The 16,083-nt window shown below is 56.6% G+C and carries 16 protein-coding genes; 12 read left to right on the top strand and 4 right to left on the bottom strand.

The genetic code is table 11. The features are described 5' to 3' along the window. Positions 1 to 13: 13 nt before the first annotated feature. Positions 14 to 622 carry a TetR/AcrR family transcriptional regulator gene (locus QQJ87_RS13755; protein ID WP_284282438.1) on the bottom strand — a complete coding sequence of 203 codons (609 nt, stop codon included), beginning with the start codon at positions 620 to 622 and terminating at the stop codon, positions 14 to 16. An 88-nt stretch (positions 623 to 710) separates the two neighbouring features. On the opposite strand from QQJ87_RS13755, the gene QQJ87_RS13760 reads away from it, so the two are divergent. From QQJ87_RS13760 to QQJ87_RS13795, 8 genes are all read left to right on the top strand, one after another. Next, entirely contained in the window at positions 711 to 1,622 is a 912-nt protein-coding gene (locus QQJ87_RS13760) for an SDR family NAD(P)-dependent oxidoreductase (RefSeq protein WP_284282440.1), read from the top strand. A gap of 29 nt (positions 1,623 to 1,651) precedes the next feature. Further along, positions 1,652 to 2,578, top strand: a complete 927-nt coding sequence (locus tag QQJ87_RS13765) for a hypothetical protein (protein WP_284282442.1) — start codon at positions 1,652 to 1,654, stop codon at positions 2,576 to 2,578. 3 nt (positions 2,579 to 2,581) lie between these two features. Beyond that, the gene (locus QQJ87_RS13770) at positions 2,582 to 4,105 is read left to right on the top strand and encodes a flavin-containing monooxygenase (RefSeq protein WP_284282443.1); all 1,524 of its coding nucleotides are present in this window, start codon (positions 2,582 to 2,584) and stop codon (positions 4,103 to 4,105) included. 65 nt (positions 4,106 to 4,170) lie between these two features. Then, positions 4,171 to 5,520, top strand: coding sequence for a chromate efflux transporter (chrA, locus tag QQJ87_RS13775; RefSeq protein ID WP_284282444.1), 1,350 nt, complete (start codon positions 4,171 to 4,173; stop codon positions 5,518 to 5,520). Between the two features lie 82 nt (positions 5,521 to 5,602). Then, positions 5,603 to 6,748: a YbfB/YjiJ family MFS transporter gene (locus QQJ87_RS13780; protein ID WP_284282446.1), complete on the top strand. Its 1,146-nt coding sequence runs from the start codon at positions 5,603 to 5,605 to the stop codon at positions 6,746 to 6,748. A 113-nt stretch (positions 6,749 to 6,861) separates the two neighbouring features. Beyond that, on the top strand, positions 6,862 to 7,569 hold the full coding sequence (locus QQJ87_RS13785; RefSeq protein ID WP_284282447.1) for an ABC transporter permease: 708 nt from the start codon (positions 6,862 to 6,864) through the stop codon (positions 7,567 to 7,569). Beyond that, positions 7,562 to 8,329: an ATP-binding cassette domain-containing protein gene (locus QQJ87_RS13790; protein WP_284282448.1), complete on the top strand. Its 768-nt coding sequence runs from the start codon at positions 7,562 to 7,564 to the stop codon at positions 8,327 to 8,329. The genes QQJ87_RS13785 and QQJ87_RS13790 overlap by 8 nt, the downstream gene beginning before the upstream one ends. A gap of 19 nt (positions 8,330 to 8,348) precedes the next feature. After that, positions 8,349 to 9,188, top strand: coding sequence for an ABC transporter substrate-binding protein (locus tag QQJ87_RS13795; protein ID WP_284282449.1), 840 nt, complete (start codon positions 8,349 to 8,351; stop codon positions 9,186 to 9,188). Between the two features lie 3 nt (positions 9,189 to 9,191). Here QQJ87_RS13795 and QQJ87_RS13800 read toward each other — a convergent pair whose 3' ends face one another. Both QQJ87_RS13800 and QQJ87_RS13805 read right to left on the bottom strand, forming a co-directional pair. Beyond that, positions 9,192 to 10,076 (bottom strand): substrate-binding domain-containing protein, encoded by an 885-nt coding sequence (locus tag QQJ87_RS13800; protein WP_284282450.1) that lies wholly within the window; start codon positions 10,074 to 10,076, stop codon positions 9,192 to 9,194. Beyond that, positions 10,066 to 10,839, bottom strand: a complete 774-nt coding sequence (locus QQJ87_RS13805) for a hypothetical protein (RefSeq protein ID WP_284282451.1) — start codon at positions 10,837 to 10,839, stop codon at positions 10,066 to 10,068. Before QQJ87_RS13805 ends, QQJ87_RS13800 begins: the two co-directional genes overlap by 11 nt. 166 nt (positions 10,840 to 11,005) lie before the next feature. On the opposite strand from QQJ87_RS13805, the gene QQJ87_RS13810 reads away from it, so the two are divergent. Both QQJ87_RS13810 and QQJ87_RS13815 read left to right on the top strand, forming a co-directional pair. Further along, positions 11,006 to 12,124, top strand: a complete 1,119-nt coding sequence (locus QQJ87_RS13810; protein WP_284282452.1) for an alkene reductase — start codon at positions 11,006 to 11,008, stop codon at positions 12,122 to 12,124. A 45-nt stretch (positions 12,125 to 12,169) separates the two neighbouring features. Then, entirely contained in the window at positions 12,170 to 12,586 is a 417-nt protein-coding gene (locus QQJ87_RS13815; protein WP_284282453.1) for a hypothetical protein, read from the top strand. Positions 12,587 to 12,607: 21 nt separating this feature from the next. Here QQJ87_RS13815 and aroQ read toward each other — a convergent pair whose 3' ends face one another. Beyond that, positions 12,608 to 13,048: a type II 3-dehydroquinate dehydratase gene (aroQ, locus tag QQJ87_RS13820; protein WP_284282454.1), complete on the bottom strand. Its 441-nt coding sequence runs from the start codon at positions 13,046 to 13,048 to the stop codon at positions 12,608 to 12,610. Positions 13,049 to 13,164: 116 nt separating this feature from the next. Here aroQ and QQJ87_RS13825 point away from each other — a divergent pair, with 116 nt between their 5' ends. Both QQJ87_RS13825 and QQJ87_RS13830 read left to right on the top strand, forming a co-directional pair. Beyond that, entirely contained in the window at positions 13,165 to 13,941 is a 777-nt protein-coding gene (locus QQJ87_RS13825) for a glutathione S-transferase N-terminal domain-containing protein (RefSeq protein WP_284282455.1), read from the top strand. 17 nt (positions 13,942 to 13,958) lie between these two features. Beyond that, positions 13,959 to 16,079, top strand: coding sequence for a molybdopterin-dependent oxidoreductase (locus QQJ87_RS13830; RefSeq protein WP_284282456.1), 2,121 nt, complete (start codon positions 13,959 to 13,961; stop codon positions 16,077 to 16,079). The last annotated feature ends 4 nt before the right edge of the window (positions 16,080 to 16,083 follow it).

A 16,083-nucleotide genomic window follows, 5' to 3' on the forward strand; every position in this document is an offset into this window, starting at 1 on the left:
CATTGCCGTTTCCTCAATCCGCCTTTAATTCCATCGCCACATAATGCCCAGCCATGTTGGCCAGCACCTGGGCCAACTCTTCAAAACTGAATGCGGGGTTGGGGTGGCTTAAATACCGTGTCATTGAATACACGCCACTGTTGATAAAAATGTAGGCCACGGTGGGCAGGTTTTTCAGTTGCAACTGTTCAGGGTGGGCAATGGCGTGTTTCGTAAACAATTCGCCAAGTGCGCGGTACACCGGGCTGAGCAGGGTGTGGTTGTCATGCAGCATCAGCGACCGGGCGCATTTCAGGTATTGCTCGTCGTTGGCCTTCAGGAATTCTGCAAATTTCAGGGTCAATTCATACACCGCATCGGTGAGTGGAATCCGAACGAGGGACGGGGTAAGTGCCTTTACATGGGCTGCAATGGCCTGGGCAAAGTGCTCAATCAGCGCGTCCAGAATGGCTTGCTTGTTCTCAAAATACTCATACAGCGAACCCACGCCAATGCCTGCGATTTCCGCAATTTGTCGGGTAGTGGTTGATTCAGAACCATTTTTTGCAATTGCAATGTAGGCCGCCTGAATAATGGCGTCGTAGGTCTGCCTTGAGCGGGCTTGCTGGGGCTTTCTGGGCATTGTGAAATCCGAGTTGAATCCGAACAAACGTTCACTTTACCATGACATTATTCAATGTCACGGTTAATGCCGTCAAGGAACGCAATTCATGTTTGGAAAAAAGCTCAGTAAAAATGCCAATGCAGTGGTCACAGGGGCTGGCAGCGGCATTGGCCGCGCCTTCGCGCTCGAGATCGCCAAGCGTGGTGGTCGCGTGGTGTGTGCAGACATCGACCTGCAACGTGCGCAGGAAACCGTGGAGATGATCACCGCCTTGCTGGAAGGCGACAAGCCCCATCCGGACCTGGTGTACAAGCCACACGCCTGGGCGGTGCAGTGCGATGTCAGCAAGCTGGCGCAGGTTCAGGCCCTGGCCGACACTGCAGAAGACTGTTTTGAGGGCAGCGCCGAGCGCACCGCCATCAACCTCGTCATCAACAACGCAGGCATTGGCATCGGCGGCAAACCAATCGGTGAAACACCCATAGAAGACTGGCAGCGTACCCTCGGGGTGAACATGTGGGGCGTGATTCACGGCTGCCATGTGTTTGCGCCCCGGCTGAAAGCCGCGGCCACCCAGGGTCGCAAAGGCAAACGCACCAACAACCAGTTTGGCATTGTCAATGTGGCTTCTACGGCCAGCTTTGCTGCAGCACCTTTGATGGGGCCCTACAACGCCAGCAAGGCCGCTGCCCTGGCCGTGACAGAAACCCTGGCCGCTGAAGTAGCGGGCACCGGCATGAAAGTGACCGCCTTGTGCCCCACCTTTGTGAAAACCAACATTGTGCGCGACGGCGAGATCGACAACGATTCCCGCAAGCTGGCCGAAAAGCTGATGCACTGGACCGGCATGGCCCCCGAGAAAGTGGTCATCCAAACCCTGAATGCGTTGGACAGCGGTGAGTTGTATGTGCTCCCGCAGATGGACGCGCGAATGATCTGGCGCATGAAGCGCCTGACCCCCGGCACTTACGCCAAGGGCGCCGGTTTGCTCAACCGGATTGCCCAGAAAGCCCTTTAATTTTTGACAAGCAGCATTAGGAGTACACCATGCCTCAACTCGATTTGGTAAAAACACTGCGCCGCATCAAGGAAAACCAGTGGGCGCTGGCCGACATAGACTGGGACGCCCCCGGCGCCGATCAGATCACCCCCGAACAATGGCCCAAGCTGAAAGCCTTCATGGCCGACTTGACCTGGATTGAACACGTGGGTGCGCGCGGCTTTGCCGCCATGGCCAAAAAAGCCCCCAACGACACCCTGCGTGAAATTTATCAATGGTTTCACGCTGAAGAACAGCGCCACGCCAACGCCGAGCTGGCCCTGATGCAGCGCTGGGGCATGCTGGAGGACGGCGAAGTGCCCGAGCCGAACATCAACCTGCGCATCACCATCGAATGGCTGGACAAGTTCAGCGACGACATGCCTCTGAATGTGCTGGGCAGCGTGATCCCGATGCTCGAAGTGGCTCTGGATGGTGCCTTGTGCAAATTCCTGCTGGAAGAAGTGAAAGACCCGATCTGCCACGAGGTGTTCAAGAAAATCAACGCCGACGAAGCCCGCCACCTGGGTGTGGATTTCCATGTGCTGGAAATGCTCGGCCACGGCAAGCAATACCAACTTATTTTAGAAGCGCTGGGCACCGCATTGAATCCCAAGCTGATTCTGGGCGTGCTGGCCTATTTCCCCCTGCTGAACCGCATGCGCGACAACATCATCGGCATGGGCTTGAAAGAAGAGCGCCTGTACGAGGCCATGAACAAGTTTGAAACTTACGGTGGCGCAACACCCGAAGGCCGCCGCAACCCTTGGTATCAGGTGATGCGCCAGCACGGCAAATGGGTGGTCAACCGCAAATCGCTGTACCACAAGCCTGTGGATTTGCTGGTCAAGGCGTCTGACTACATTCCCGCCAAGGTGTTTGGCCCTGTGCCCACCTGGGTCAACAAAATCACATGGCGCCCCGTGGCGAACTAACCCATGAATACAAGCACACTGACACGCACCAAACCGGCCGTGCGTCGCAAATCAGCCAACCCGGAATACGACACCGTCATCATCGGTGCCGGCTTTGCAGGCCTGGGCACCGCCATCAAGCTTTTGGAGGCGGGCGTCAAAAACTTCGTCATTCTGGAGCGAGGCCAACAACCTGGCGGCACCTGGCGCGACAACCAGTACCCCGGCGCAGCCTGCGACATTCCGTCGAACCTGTACAGCTTTTCATTCGCGCCCAACCCCGAGTGGTCCCGAAGTTTTTCCGGCAGTGCCGAGATATTCGAGTATGTGAAGCACCTGGTGAAGCACTTCAAGCTGGAGCCGCACATTCAATATGGCCAAAATGTCAACAGCGCCGAACTGGACGATGAAACAGGCCTTTGGCACATTCACACCGAGGACGGCAAAATCCACAAGGGCAGGGCGGTGGTCATGGCCTCAGGCCCGTTGGCCAACCCGAAAATGCCCGCCATCAAGGGGCTGGCCGATTATCAAGGCAAGATTGTGCACAGTGCCCGCTGGGACCACGACTACGACCTAGCTGGCAAACGCGTGGCGGTGATCGGCACTGGCGCAAGCGCCATCCAGATCATTCCGGAAATTGTGGACAAGGTGGGCAAGTTGACGGTGTTTCAGCGCACCCCGGCCTGGGTCATGCCGCGGCCCGATTTCACCACATCCGGGTTTAGCAAAAGCCTGTTTCGCAATCTGCCCTTTACCCAGAAAGCCATTCGCGAGGCCCTGTACTGGACGCATGAATCCATGGCGCTGGCGGTTATTTGGGACTCCCCCTTGCGCAAGGTGGCCGAGCGTTTGGGCAGTGCATTTCTGAATGCGCAGGTGAAAGACAAGTGGATGCGCCGCCAGTTGACGCCCGATTACAAAATCGGCTGCAAGCGGATCTTGGTCAGCAACACGTATTACCCCGCCTTGCAGCGCAAAAACTGCGAACTGATTACTTGGCCCATCGCCAACGTGAGTCATCAGGGCATACGCACCGCCGATGGGGTGGAACACCAGGTGGACTGCATCGTGCTGGCGACGGGCTTTGACGTGCCCAAAAGCGGCACCCCTTACCCGATCAAGGGCATTGGCGGCCGCTTGCTGGCTGAGGAATGGGCGCGGGGCGCACAGGCCTACAAAAGCATCAACGTGTCGGGCTACCCAAACCTGTTTATCACCTTCGGACCCAACAGCGGCCCCGGCCACAATTCGGCGCTGGTGTACATGGAGCAGCAGATCGCCTACATCGTGAAGGGTGTGCGGCAAATTCTGGACAAGAACCTGAAAATGCTGGATGTGAAACCCGAGGTGCAGGCCCGATACAACCAGAGCATCCAGAAGCGGCTTTCCAGAACCAACTGGAATTCGGGCTGTAAAAGCTGGTACCTGACCGAGGACGGCTTTAACGCCACCATGTACCCCGGCTTTGCAACCCAGTACGCGGCGCAAATGAAGCGCTTTGACACTCGCGCTTACGCGCAGGTTCAACAAAACAGGCCAGCATAAGCGCACAGTGGCGGGTTAGAATCGAGCGGTTCGATTCAACGATTCAACCCGCCCAGGTGCCGCAGATGACGGATTCGCCCACACAGGCTTCAGAGCCGATTTCAAGACGTCAAGCCTGGCTGTTTTGGCTCAAGCTGGGCTTCATCAGCTTTGGCGGGCCTGCGGGGCAAATTTCGATCATGCACCAAGAGCTGGTTGAAAAGCGCCGCTGGATCTCCGAGAACCGCTTTCTTCACGCCCTGAACTATTGCATGGTGCTGCCCGGGCCTGAGGCTCAGCAACTGGCCACTTACCTGGGGTGGCTGATGCACCGCACCGCGGGCGGCGTGGTCGCCGGGGTATTGTTCATCTTGCCCTCCCTGTTCATTCTGATTGCTTTAACCTGGGTGTATCTGGCGTTTGGCCAGTTGCCCTTGATTGCCGGAATTTTTTACGGCATCAAGCCGGCAGTCACCGCCATTGTCGTGCATGCTGCGCACCGCATCGGCTCGCGCGCACTCAAGAACGGCTGGATGTGGGGCATTGCCGCAGCGGCGTTTGTCGCCATTTTCGGCCTGAATGTGCCGTTTCCAGCCATTGTACTCGGCGCGGCCCTGCTGGGCTTTTTCGGCGGAAAGGTGGCTCCAGGGCTTTTCCAATCCGGTGGCGGGCACGGTGGTGCAACAAAATCCTACGGGCAAGCCATCATTGACGATGCCACGCCAACACCCCCCCACGCGCTGTTCACCTGGGGCCGGCTTGCCAGGGTATTGGGCAGTGGTTTGCTGCTGTGGTGCCTGCCGATGGCTTTGTTGTGGAGTGTTTTGGGCTGGCAGCACACCTACACGCAAATGGCCTGGTTTTTCACCAAGGCGGCCTTGCTGACTTTCGGCGGTGCCTATGCCGTGTTGCCGTATGTGTATCAAGGGGCTGTGTTGAATTTTGGTTGGTTGTCGCCCACGCAAATGATCGACGGCTTGGCGCTGGGCGAAACCACGCCCGGGCCCCTGATCATGGTGGTGGCCTTTGTGGCTTTCGTGGGGGGGTACCTGAAGTCTGCCCTGGGGCCTGAACTTCATTTTCTGTCTGGTGTGGTGGCCACATTGCTGGTGACCTGGTTTACCTTTTTGCCGTCGTTTGTCTTCATACTGGCAGGCGGCCCTTTGGTTGAAACCACACACAACGACCTGAAATTCACCGCCCCGCTAACAGCCATCACCGCCGCTGTGGTTGGCGTGGTGCTCAATCTGGCCCTGTTTTTTGCTTATCACGTGTGGTGGCCCAGCGGCTTTCAAGGGCATTTCGACTGGTTTTCGGCGCTGCTCAGTTTCAGCGCCTTCATCGCGCTGTTCAGGTTCAAGCGCGGCATGATGGAAACGCTGGCAGCCTGCGCGCTTCTGGGTTTGGTGGTGCACTGGTTTACGGGCATACCCTAGGTCACATTTGTCCTTGCTGAACCACGGGTCAGTGACTTCGGGCGTAGAATTTTCAGGGCGTTTCATTCTTTGAGAGTCCTTTATGTCACTGCGATCCCATCCCGTTTTTTTCAAAGCCTTGGCCGGGCTTGGCGCTTTGGCCGTTGCCATGGGAATCGGGCGCTTTGCATTTACACCGGTGTTGCCGATGATGATTGCAGACGCCGGGCTGGACATTCGCAGCGGCGGCCTGCTGGCCTCCTCCAACTACCTGGGTTACCTGCTGGGGGCCTTGTCAGCCACTTTTTTCCGCCTGCCTGTCACCAGGGCCATTCGTTTTGGGCTGCTTTTCACTGGCCTGTTGACAGTTGCCATGGCCGCTGAATTTCCCTTCACCGTGTGGGCTGTTTTGCGCTTTCTCGCAGGGGTTTGCAGCGCCTGGGTGTTGATCTCGGTGTCGTCATGGAACATCGACAATTTGCAGGACGCGCAGCGCCCCTGGCTGGGAAATCTGGTGTTCGTCGGGGTGGGTTCAGGTGTCACAGGGGCCGGGTTACTCTGTTTGGCGCTGGTGCACTGGCACGCCCATTCCAGCGTGGCCTGGTTGGTGTTGGGTTTGCTGGCCCTCGGCATCACCGCATTGGCCTGGCGACAGTTCGAAGTGCCCGCCAAGGCTGAAAACCTGGCCCACAAGTCCGCATCCCCGCACACCTTCCGATGGAATGCTGAGGCAGTGCGCATGGTGGTCTGCTACGGAGCCTATGGTTTTGGGTACATTTTGCCGGCCACTTTCCTGCCGGTCATGGCCAAAGCCGCCTTGAACGGATCCCCCGTGTTCGGCTGGTCGTGGGTGGTGTTTGGTCTGGCGGCCATTGCATCAGTGTGGCTGGCGGCGCCTGCGGTGCGCTGGCTGGGCGCCCGGAAAAGCTGGGTGATGTATCACTGGGTTATGGGCATTGGGGTGGCCTTGCCTGCCATTCACGCCAACCTGCTAACCATCCTGATTGCAGCCCTTTGTGTGGGCGGCACCTTCATCGTGGTCACTGTGGTGGCCGTGCAAGACGCCAAACGTTTGACCAAGGGCGATGCCACCCAGTTGATTGCAGCCATGACCTCGGCCTTTGCCCTTGGGCAGGTGGTGGGTCCATTCACGGTTCGTGGCGGCGCAGATTCGTTTGAGTGGCCGCTTTTGCTGGCCGCCACCATCCTGATTGGCAGTGGTGCTCTGCTTCTGAAAAAAATCGACTAGGGGTTTACGAGAAATTCGCCGGATTTACTGGGGTTTCGCGCTGATTTTTTGGCCTTTTTTCATTACACTGCAAAAATTACGTAAAACGAACAGGGTATAGCCCTTGTGCTGCAGTGGATGATTTCCAGAATTCTTTCGTACAGGCCTTTGCGCTGATCTGGCGCATGGACCCTCAGTTGATCGAGATCATCTCGCTCTCATTGCGCGTTACTTTGACGGCCGTCAGCATTGCCTGTGCCATCGGCCTGCCGCTGGGTGCACTGGTGGCGGTGTCCCGTTTTCCAGGCCGAAATGCCGTCATCGTCTTGTTGAACTCACTCATGGGCTTTCCGCCCGTGGTTTTGGGTTTGCTGCTCTACCTCATTTTTTCAGCGTCCGGCCCTTTGGGTTTTTTACAGTTTCTGTACACACCCACAGTGATGATTGTTGCCCAGTGCGTCATGGTGATTCCAATTGTGGCTGCGCTAACCCGGCAGGTGATTGAAGACCTGTTGGGCGAGTACGATGAGACCTTGCGTTCTCTGAATGCAACCCGCCTTCAAACCTTGACCACCTTGCTTTGGGATGCCCGTTATTCCCTGCTGACCGGGGCGCTGGCCGGCCTTGGCAGGGCGCTGGCTGAGGTCGGTGCGGTCATTATTGTGGGCGGCAACATCGACCACGTCACAAGGGTGATGACCACAGCCATCGCACTTGAAACCTCCAAGGGTGATCTCGCGCTGGCCCTGGGCCTTGGGATCATTCTCTTCACGCTCTCAGTGTTGGTCAACGCGGGGCTGTATGCGTTGAAGCAGGCGGCTCAAAGGTTGTCCTATGCTTAGCCCGCAGCCACCCACCGATGCTTTGGTCACGCCGCTCATTCCGGGCAGTGGGCTGTTGCCTCTCGCATTCGACGAGGTCACGCTCACATTCAGGCAGTTTTCGCCGCTCAACGGTGTGTCATTGCGCATTGCCAGCCCGGGTATCACCGCCATCATGGGGCCGAACGGGGCCGGTAAAAGCCTGATGTTGCGTTTGCTCGGCGGCCTGATTGAACCGGTCAGCGGACAGGTGCGGTTTGGCGAGCAGAACCGGGTGCCGCGCGGACACATTGGTTATGTCTTTCAAACGCCAGTGCTGCTGCGCCGCAGTGTGAAAGGCAACCTGTTGCACGCTTTAAAGCTCGCCGGTGTGGCTCGCCCCGAGCGCAAAGAGCGGGCGTCAGCCCTGTTGAAAATGGGTGAGTTGCACCATTTGGCGGACAACCCCGCTCGAAGTCTGTCCGGCGGCGAAAAGCAGCGGTTGGCCCTGTTGCGTGCGCTGGCTTGCAAGCCAGCTTTGTTATTGCTGGATGAGCCCAGTGCCAGCCTCGATCCACAGGCCACGTTTTTGATTGAATCGCTTGTTTCCAGGGCCAGCAGGGCCGGTGTCAAAGTGGTTTTGATCAGCCACGACCAAGGGCAGATGGGCAGGCTCGCCGATGAAGTGGTTTTTGTACACAAGGGCAGGGTGCTTGAACAGTGCCCTGCCGATGTCTTTTTAAAGTCGCCCGAATCCAGACAGGCCAAAGCCTATCTGAGCGGGCAGTTGTTGTTGGATTAATCCAAGGGAGAGTGATTTCATGAATATTCAAAAATGGTTCAAGCAGGGCGCACTGGCGGCCGTGTCCGCGCTGGCACTGATTTCATCAGTGGCCGCACACGCTGAAGACAAGTTCATTGTGGTGCAATCAACCACCTCGACGCAAAACTCCGGTCTGTACGAATACCTGTTGCCATTGTTCAAAAAAGACACCGGCATTGATGTGCACGTGGTGGCCGTGGGCACTGGCCAGGCCATTAAAAACGCTGAAAAGTGCGACGGCGACGTGTTACTGGTGCATGCCAAGGCTGCAGAATTGAAGTTTCTTGAAACAGGCTATGGCGTTAAGCGCACCGACCTGATGTACAACGACTTCATTATTGTGGGCCCCAAAAGCGACCCCGCCGGCATCAACGGCATGACCGACGCCGCCAAGGCCTTGCAGACCATTGCCAGCAAAAAGGCGATTTTTGCATCCCGCGGTGACGACAGCGGCACCAACAAAAAGGAAATGGCCCTGTGGAAAATTGCCGGCATTGACGTGAAGGCAGAAAGCGGCAAGTGGTATCGCGAAACTGGCTCTGGCATGGGCGCCACACTGAACACCGGCATTGGCATGAATGCCTACGTGTTGACTGACCGTGCCACCTGGATCAATTTCAAGAACAAAGGCAGCTACGAAATCGTGGTGCAGGGCGACAAAGACCTGTTCAACCAGTACGGTGTTACCTTGATCAACAAGGACAAGTGCCCCATGGTAAAGGCTGATTTGGGTCAGACCTTCATCGACTGGTTGTTGTCACCCAAGGGTCAGAAAATCATTGATGGCTACAAAATCAACGGCCAGCAACTGTTTTTCGCCAATGCGCCCAAGCAATAAAATTTAAGCGTTCCAGATGACCTGGCTCTGTTGGGCCAGGTCATAGCCCTGCAATTGTCTCGATTTCTGCACGAAAAATTCGCCTCGGGTGAATTGCCACAATTTCTGAAAATGCGGATCGAACCAGGCCTTGCGATGCACCAGCAGGTCAAAGCGTTCTTTCAGGCAAGGCACAAACCCCAAACCATACTGTGCCGCCATGGCTTGAAGGCCAAGCGCAACGTCCGCTTCCCCGCTCGTGATGCAGGCCACCGCATCTGTTTCGCCGTGGCACACCTCAGACCATTGAACATCCGTGGGCTTTAGTCCGTTTTGTTGGAGAAGCCAGTCCATCAGCACCTGGGTGCCTGAACCGACAGGACGCCTGACCAGACGCAAACCTTTGAGTTGGGACACGTCTCGAAACAGCTGCGTTTTGCCCGACAGCATGACGAATCCTCGGTTGCGCCAGGCCCAATTGACCAGCACCGCGTTTTGCAAACCCGCCTGATTGGCCACTGTTTTGTGGTTCCAGCCCAAACTGCCGGACAGCGGTTCAGCCAGATGTAGACCGCACGCCTGTGCCTGGCCTGCCACGAATTCGTCCAGCCCGGACTGACTGCCTGCGAGCTTGAGTGCGAGATCGCACCCCGAGGCCTTGATCGCCCATTCCAGCAGCGGATCGTAGCTGCCAGCTAGCACCGGCGGTGGCGTGTGATTCAGCTTTGATGTGGGTTCAGGCTGCTTGCCGTGTTGAAGCCAGGTCAGAATGTCTTGCCGTGGAAACAGCAATTTGCCTTTGGCTTTGACCGATGGAATTTCATGGGTAGAGGCCAGTTCATACACTTTGCGCAGTTTGATGCGCAACAGGTCGGCAACCTCATGGGTTGTCAAAAATTCAGTAGACATGCATTAATCGTTGCCAAAATTTTTCCAGCGCGTCTGCGAGGTCACCAAGCCATATTTCTGCTTTTTGCCACAGGGTGGCTGGCTTGGCACTGACCCATACATTAAACCGGGATTGCGGCAAAAGACGCCGGCCTTGCATGTTTTCAACGATCTTGAACTGATTCAGGCCTTTTTCACCCGCGGTGTAATCGCTTTTCAGGTCATTGCCAAGAATGGTCACTGTGAGGGCCGGTGGATGTTTGCTGTCTATCGCCGAATCCAGTGCGCCCAGCAGGTTGGTGTCCGGCATGTCCATCCACGAGGTGTCGCTGGTGTCGATCACCACATGAATTCGATGCTGGTCCAGATCGGCATTAATAATACTGGTGCCTTGGAGCGCCTGCAGCACTTGCGCCGCTTTGCCTTCCGCCACGAACCCGCAACTCAGAGACCCGTTGCGATACTTCACCTGCTTGGTGACGGTCAGCCCGTCAATTTTAACGGGGCCGCTGTTGTCGAGCACATTTTGAACACGTGGGTGTGCTTCGAAAAATGCCTCGCAAATGCCGAGCTGTTTCGACCGGTCATCGAGTGTGCCGTGGATCAGGGCCGGGTTTTGAAGGGTCAGCAGGTCAATGGTTTGTTGTGACAGATCGGCCAGCACGGTGGCGCTTGAATGGTTGGGCTCACGCATGTCCAGTGTGACGTGCGTGTTTACGCAGGCCGTTAAGCCGAGCAGGGCGCTCCATACGCCAGTCTTCACGGCTTTCATTAGTACAGACATTCGGTCAGGCATCCACGTCAATGGGTTGTGCGTTAGAAAACGAATTTACAACTTGGTTTCAAATAGCCCTTGAATTTTCTCACATTCGCCCCATGTCATGTTCCATGTTCGCAGCATGCAGTAAACTTACTTACCAATAAGTCATTAAGCAGTAAAGGAGTACCCAATGACAACCACAGCAGTGAAAGACCATCCCCTTTTTAAACCCTTCAAACTGGGCTCCATTGAGCTGAAGAACCGCATCGTACTGGCCCCCTTGACCCGCAATCGCGCAAGCGCCGGCAACGTGCCCAATGCGAGCAATGTGACTTACTACCGTCAGCGGTCCACTGCGGGCCTTATCATCTCTGAGGCTACACAGATCAGCCCTCAAGGCGTTGGCTACCCCAACACCCCCGGTATTCACACCGATGAGCAGGTGGCTGGCTGGAAAGGTGTGGTCAAAGGCGTCCATGAAGAGGGCGGAAAAATTTTCCTGCAGCTCTGGCACGTGGGTCGCATCAGCCATTCCAGCCTGCAGCCTGACGGCGCACTGCCAGTCGCACCCAGTGCGGTCAAGCCACATGAAGGCATGGCCATGACTTACGAAGGCATGAAAGAATTTGAAACCCCACGCGCTTTGGAGCTGTCTGAAATTCCCGGCATTGTCGCCGACTACCGCCGTGCCGCAGAGCGCGCCCTCGAAGCCGGTTTTGACGGCATTGAAGTGCACGCCGCCAATGGTTATCTGCTCGACCAGTTTTTGCGCGATGGTTCCAACAAGCGCACAGACGCCTACGGTGGCGCCATCGAGAACCGTTGCCGCTTGGTGCTCGAAGTGCTTCAGGCTGTTCTTGAGGTGTGGCCGGCCGACAAGGTGGGCATCCGCATTTCGCCCAGTGGCACCTTCAACAGCATGAGCGATTCCAACCCCGAGGCCTTGTTCACCTTCCTGCTTGAAAAACTGAACAGCCACAAACTGGCCTACGTGCATGTGGTGGAGGTCAACGAAGCCGATTTACGCCACGGTGGGCGTAAGGTGGACACCGAAGTGCTACGCAAGGCTTACCACGGTAACCTGATGGTGTGTGGCGACTACACGGCCGAGCGCGCCATCCAGGCTGTGGACAGCAAGCTGGCTGAGCTGGTGGCTTTCGGGCGTTTGTACATTGCCAACCCTGACCTGCCACAGCGTTTGCAGTTGGGTGCCGAATTGAACACGCCCGATGTGAACACCTTCTATGGTGGCACCGACAAGGGTTACATTGATTACCCAACCCTGTCGGAGCAGGCAGCCAGCGTTTAATCTGGCTACAATAACGGCCATTGTTTCAACATGCATGTGGGTGCAATGGCCGTCTTCAAACTTCAGGAAATCACGCTGCTGGAAATCGATGAAAACACTGGCCTGCACACCAAAGAGCACCGTGTTTTCTCGTTTTTTGAAGCGGATCGTGTGATCAGCCAAATCCAGCAGCTCGTCAGGCAGGGTGCCCAGCGTCATCTGCAGTTCCGCATTCATTACCTTGAAAACCGGCATAAGCGGCACTACAAAGGGCTATTTCGATTCAGCCAGCAAAGTGGTGCGGTCTCGTTGCAGCGTCACATTTCGGATTTTTTGAACCAGTGCGAAACCCGGCTGGATCAGTTGCGAATGAGCGAGGCGGATTTTCGGATTTTGAAAAACCGCATGACCAGCCTGTTTGAAGCCTGCACCCTTGAAGAAATGTTCCGCTTGAACCGCAAGGACATTTTTGTAGAGCCTTAGTGTGGCGCTGGGTTGCGTCACTTAGTCAGCAGGCAACTCCGCCAGAAAACGCAAAGCGTAGCCATATCCCTTCCAGCCCAGCCCGCACACCACCCCGACCGCAAGGTCTGACAGGAAAGAATGATGCCGAAAGGCCTCCCGCTTGTGCACATTGGACAAATGCACTTCAACAAAGGGAATGCCCACGCCAGCCAGGGCATCGCGAATGGCAACACTGGTGTGGGTGTATGCGCCGGGGTTGATCACAATACCTGCCATGTCGTCTGTTTTGGCTTGGTGAATACGGTCAATCAGCGCGCCTTCGTGATTGCTCTGAAACACCGTCAAGGAAAACCCTTCTTTGGTGGCCTGCGCCTTCAGGTTGTTTTCAATGTCGGTCAATGTCATGTGGCCGTAAATACCGGGCTCGCGGGTGCCCAGCAAATTCAAGTTCGGTCCGTTGATCAGCAATAACTTTTTCACGCAGGTCTCCTGAAGGGATTGCCAATAGTAGCAAGCTGCGCGCGGCTTTGGGCAGAATTGGGATAAGATCAAAGGCTGCAATTTCAAATAAAACAACACTTTCGGAGACGCTTTTCATGAGTACCCAAGTGGATGCTGTGGTCAACCTGTTTGCCGGCACCATGCGCGGCTGGCGTGGCACAACGGTGCGTGGCCGTGCCCGCAAAACCCCGGAAAAACTGCTGAAACTGTATGACATTGAGGCTAGCCCGTTTTGTCGACTGGTGCGCGAGGCCCTGTCCGAAATGGACCTTGATGTGCTTATTCTGCCTTGCCCAGCCGGCGGCACACGTTTTCGGCCACAGGCCAAAGCCTTGTTGAAAAACACCACTTTCCCGATGCTTGTGGACGAGAACACGGGTGAAATGATGAATGAGTCAGCTCACATCATTGACTATCTGGCCCGCACTTATGAGGGTGGCGTGCAAGCCCAGAAAGGGCCATTTCGAGGCCTCGCGGTGGGTACGTCTGTGTTGTCCACGCTGTTTGGTCTGCGCAGCCACGGTTTGTCAGGCTTGAAGGCGCGTCCTTCGCGCGAGCCTGCCCAGCCGCTTGAGCTGTTCAGCTTCGAGTCCAGTCCTTTTTCAAAGCCTGTGCGTGCACGCCTGTGCGAGCTCGAATTGCCTTACGTGTTGCGCAACACCGCCAAAGGCGCGATGAGCGATATGGGTCCGCCTTCGTTTCGCGACAAGCTTTTTAAGGGCCCAAAAGGCACCACCCGCAATCGCGCCTTCCTGTTTGAAAAAACCGGCAAGGTGCAAGTGCCCTATTTGATCGACCCCAACACGGGTGTCGAAATGTATGAATCGCAAGCCATTTTGAATTATCTGGATCAAACTTACGCTGTGCGCTGAACCAGGAGTGTTGCCCAATGCCTGCCGACATTAAAACCCACCGCCGCGCTTGCCCGCTTTGCGAGGCCATTTGTGGACTTGTCATTGAAACCCAGCTTGGAGAGGTCATCTCCATTCGGGGGGACAAGGAGGACCCGTTCAGCAGGGGCCACATTTGCCCCAAAGCAGTGGCACTCAAGGACATTCAGGAAGATCCAGACCGTCTGACCCAGCCCATGCGTCGCGAGGGGCGTTCCTGGCTGCCCATCAGCTGGGACGAAGCCCTTGAATACGCGGTGGAGGGGCTGGCACAGGTGCGTGAGAAGCACGGCCCGAACGCCGTGGGTGTTTACCAGGGCAACCCCAATGTGCACAACTGGGGTTTGATGACGCACGCCAGTCAGTTTCTGGGTTTGCTTAAAACACGCAACCGATTTTCAGCCACTTCAGTGGACCAGTTGCCCCACCAATTGGTGGTGTACTGGATGTATGGTCATCAGCTCTTGATACCCATTCCAGACATCGACCACACGGAATACATGCTGGTGCTTGGCGCCAACCCGCTGGCGTCAAACGGCAGCCTGATGACCGTGCCCGACGTGGCCCGCCGCATCAAAGCCCTGCAAGCCCGCGGTGGTGAACTGGTGGTCATTGACCCCCGCCGCACCGAAACTGCCAAAGTGGCCAATGCCCATCATTTCATCAAGCCCGGCACAGACGCCGTCTTTCTGATGGCCATCATCAACACCATCGTCAGCAAGGGCTTGTCCAAACTGGGGCGCCTGGCTGAGATCACGGATGGCCTTGATGATGCACTGGCCAGCATTTCCGGTGTGGACTCGGCCATGGCTGAAAAGCTGTGTGGCATTGCCGCCGCCGACATTGAACAAATCGCCAAGTCATTTGCCTTGGCCAGCCGCGCGGTCTGTTACGGTCGCATGGGCATTTCCACGCAGGTGCATGGCACGCTTTGCCAGTGGCTGGTGCAATTGCTGAACCTGATCACCGGCAATTTGGACCGCGTTGGGGGCAGCCTGGTCACCAAGCCAGCGCTGGATTTACTGACTGCGCCGGGCAGCAAAAAAGGCAGCTACGGGCGTTGGTACAGCCGCGTCAGCCAGCGCCCAGAAGTGCTGGGCGAGTTTCCATCTTCTGTGATGGCTGAAGAAATGTTGGCCGAGGGGGAAGGGCAGATCAAGGCAATGGTGACAGTTGCCGGCAATCCGGTGCTGTCCACCCCGAACGGCCGGCAACTTGACCAGGGCCTGGAGTCGCTTGAATTCATGGTGTCGGTGGACATGTACCTGAATGAAACCACCCGCCACGCCCATGTGATTTTGCCCACCTCGGCGCCGCTGGAGCACGACCATTACGACCTGATTTTCAATGTGTTTGGTGTTCGCAACCAGGCCAAGTACAGCGAAGCCACCTTGCCACGCCCCAAAGACGTCAAGCACGACTGGGAATTGATGGGTGAGCTTGCCAGTTTGTACGCCAAGCGCACTGGGCAGGCTGTCAAGCCCATCCCACCGCCGCAAACCCTGCTCGATTTCGGCTTGCAAATGGGGCCTTACGGTGCCGCCTCTGAGCATCGGCTTTCTCTGGAAAAACTCAAGATGTATCCGGAGGGTGTTGACCTTGGTCCCTTGTCCCCCAGCTTTCCCGAGCGATTGATGACAGACACCAAGCGGATACAGGCTTGCCCAGCCGAGGTGCGCATGGCGGCGCTGCATTATTGCGCATCGCTGTTGGAACAACTGGAGGATGCAAAGCCCGAGCCGGGCTATTTGTTGTTCGGTCGAAGGCAGGTGCGCAGCAACAATTCATGGATGCACAACTACGAAAGGCTGGTAAAGGGGCAGGAACGATGCACTCTGCTGATTCACCCGGAAGACGCCAGGCGAGAGAATTTGACCGATGGGCAGCGCACCACACTGAAGGGCCGCGTGGGTGAAATTCAGGTTGACATTGAGGTGTCAGATGAAGTGATGCGCGGCACTTTGAGCCTGCCGCATGGCTGGGGGCACAACCGGCAGGGCATTCGGCAAAAAATAGCCCAGGCCCATCCGGGTGTCAGCGCCAATGACCTGACCGATGAACAATTGCTGGACGCTGTCTCCGGCAACGCCGCCATCAATGGCGTGCGCGTTCATTTTTAGCCCC

It is taken from the genome of Limnobacter litoralis (genome assembly GCF_030160455.1).
Taxonomy (GTDB): Bacteria; Pseudomonadota; Gammaproteobacteria; order Burkholderiales; family Burkholderiaceae_B; genus Limnobacter; species Limnobacter litoralis.